This window comes from Acinetobacter sp. YH12226 (genome assembly GCF_013417805.1).
Classification (GTDB): Bacteria; Pseudomonadota; Gammaproteobacteria; order Pseudomonadales; family Moraxellaceae; genus Acinetobacter.
The window spans coordinates 1-2,963 of record NZ_VPDG01000050.1; the positions used below are offsets into that span (position 1 = coordinate 1).

1 protein-coding gene and 1 pseudogene are annotated in these 2,963 nt (G+C 30.5%); both read right to left on the reverse strand.

Annotated features, from left to right (window positions below):
- Window positions 1-118: 118 nt before the first annotated feature.
- Window positions 119-1,336, reverse strand: a pseudogene (locus FTV08_RS15935) (tyrosine-type recombinase/integrase); the annotation flags it as partial.
- A gap of 3 nt (window positions 1,337-1,339) precedes the next feature.
- Window positions 1,340-2,671, reverse strand: a complete 1,332-nt coding sequence (locus FTV08_RS15940) for a site-specific integrase (protein ID WP_180082014.1) — start codon at window positions 2,669-2,671, stop codon at window positions 1,340-1,342.
- Between the last annotated feature and the right edge of the window lie 292 nt (window positions 2,672-2,963).

Sequence of the window (2,963 nt, forward strand, 5' to 3'; positions counted from 1 at the left end):
GTACACAGTGCACTGGGTTATGTATCGCCTTTTGAGTTTGAAGCAATGTACTATGATAAGATTAACCCGTTAGGTCAGGTGGCCTAACTTAAATAAAAAAGTCTCCGACAAACCCGGTACGGTTCAGAGAATTTTTACCAAGTGCCTGCGCTCTAATTTGTGCTAGTTCAGGGGTAGAAAAAATATAATGTCTGGCTGTTACAACAGAAGAGTGACCTAAGATATATGCAATTTCCTCAGCTGAAGAACCTGCCATTGCCAAACTGTAGCCAACATGATGCCTAAAATCTGAAAAAGAGTACTTTTGCTTTATCATTTCACCTACAAGAACAGCCTCTTTATAAGATTCTGGAGAAAATTCAAATAATTGTGTATTAATCGCTTTAGAGCAAAAGCGAGCAGAATTTTCACCTAAATCAAATAACTTATCTTTTGGACTTAAGTTAAATCTTTCGATATAAGCAATGATGATTTCAGCAACTTCTTCTGGAAGTTTTACAGATATCTTTTCATGTACATAACGTGATTGTTTTGCATATGGAATTAGTATGCTATAACGATGAAATTGGTCAATCATACGTGCTGTATCAATTTTTATATCTTCAGTAGCTAACCTAGCTAATTGCACAGGTCTGAGACCTGTTACATAAACCAAGCCAAGAATTGCGGAATTAAGGAGTGTCTTTTGACTAATATTTTGGTCTGTTTTATGGATAGCCTGATTTAACTTTGTAAGACCTTGTTGAATCATAGAAATTAGAGCATAGTCTATCGAATCTTGATATTCTTGATAGAATAAATGTGCATTAAATCCTTGAGGTCTAGGAATAAATTCTAGTTCAAAATCATCTTCAATATTAAATTTTGGAAATTCTTCTACAATTAAAAGTTTTAATAAAAATTTTACATGTCCATAAGTACTACAATGATTTTCTAGAGGCGCAATTTCTATCAAAAACTTTTTCAAATTCTCATAACTGAAATCTAAATTATTTTTTTTTAAATGATTTATTAAGAAGTTAATAGAGTAGAATTTTCTACTCAAAAAAGATGGACTATTTCTCTGAATAAATATTATTAAAAAAAATTTAACTAAAGATGTTTCATTTTCAGAAAATCTTGAAAAATCTATTTTTTCTTTCTGACCTGAATAATAAAACGTCCAAATATTGTTTGTAGAATTAATAAACTTATCATCAAATTTATCCGCAGTTAAAAACTTAACAATTTTTGGTGTTTTTTCACCTAGATTCTGAAGAGCTATCGTCTGACGATCATTAAAAATCGATACAGAATTTTGTTTCTGAAAATCTTCAAAAAGGTCAAATTGCTCCATTTATTATTCCCGAAATTCTTGCGATATACGTTGCAAATTTATAAGATTGGCATTATCAACAATAAATCGTTTTGCATAGTAACCTGGCATTGTACTGTTAGCACTCCAACCACCTAAGACACGTAGATCTTCTAGTGCTTTTTGCATAATTTCATTATTGATTTTTAATGACTGTATCCTTTCGTTTCGATATTTTTTAATAGCAAAAGCCAATGTGGTATATGCCCATGTATGACGACATACATGAGGGGTTAGCTTCTGAATTGAGTCGATATTTGTATCATCAAAATATATAGGATGTAAGGTCCTAAAAGCTAGCTCTATCATTTTAAAAATTGCGTTAATAGATGAGTAGCTCAATGGAGAGTAGGGTGGTTTCAGTGATGTAAACAAGATATCTGAACTATTACAATACCTTATCTTTTCTATGTACAGCATCAAAAACTTATAATCCATACTATCTAGTTTTATAACCCTATAAGATTGCTCGTTTTTTATACTTGGCTTTCTCAACCTTGAGTCATGTTCATCATCGGTATTGGTTATTATGAGACTATATGAGTCAGAATTAAGAGATTTTTTTATCGATCTTTTTGTGAGTAGCATTAATTCACCAACCCGTAAACCATAGTTCATCATAAGATGTACAATCAGAAAATTACGAAGTTGATGTGATTTCGTGGAGAATGGATTCTCCGTATTAATACTAGCCGTCTGGTCTGGACGAATAATTTTATAAAGCCTAACCATCATTTCATTGGTTAAGCTTTTAAAATTATAATTAATTTCACTTTTTACAGTTAAACTCCGTTTGGAGAACCTACCAAAAATCCTTTTTTTACTCAGTAAAAACAAATCAATTCTTTTTCTACGATTTGTTAACTCTTTGATTGTAATATCTTGATAACGTACATTCCAATATTCATCTAAAAGATATACAAAATACTTAAACAATGACCTCAAGCGCTGGGTAATAGTCATATAGTTAACATCTATATTTGATCTAAGTCGAATCAAATTTGTTCCTAACTTTTTATTATTTTCTAAGAAAACAATAAAGCTATCGATTTCACTCAAAAAAATCTCAGGTTCATATTTGGAGGATAAAAATGATTCGCAAAACAAAGTTGAATATTTCTGATACCAGAATTCATACCAAAACTTTAGTGCCAGCATATCTGATTGTTGTGTGGCAAAACTCTGAAATCTCAGTGCAGTCAAAGAATAGAGTAAGGGATAGAGACAAGGTACTGTAGCTGAAGTATCAAATAATAGAACTATGTGATTTTGATTTGAATACTTTTTTGAAAGTTTAATTGTTTTTACGACAAACATTCTAAGCACCAAGAACCTTATGAAGTAAATAAAATATAAACATAAGTTAGATGAATGTGAAATATTATTTTATATAAGTGATTGATTCTAGGTTAAGCAAAGAGGTTCATGAACTTAATATATCATGTACTCAATTTAACATAATATACATTATACGAAATAGTGTTGTTAGAACCCATTTAAAGTGTCTATATTCTCACCAATAAAAATGTCTGGTTTATGATGGTTTTTATCACCATGGACTGGATATAAAATATAGATGCTGATCACTATGTCTGATAAAGAAATTCAA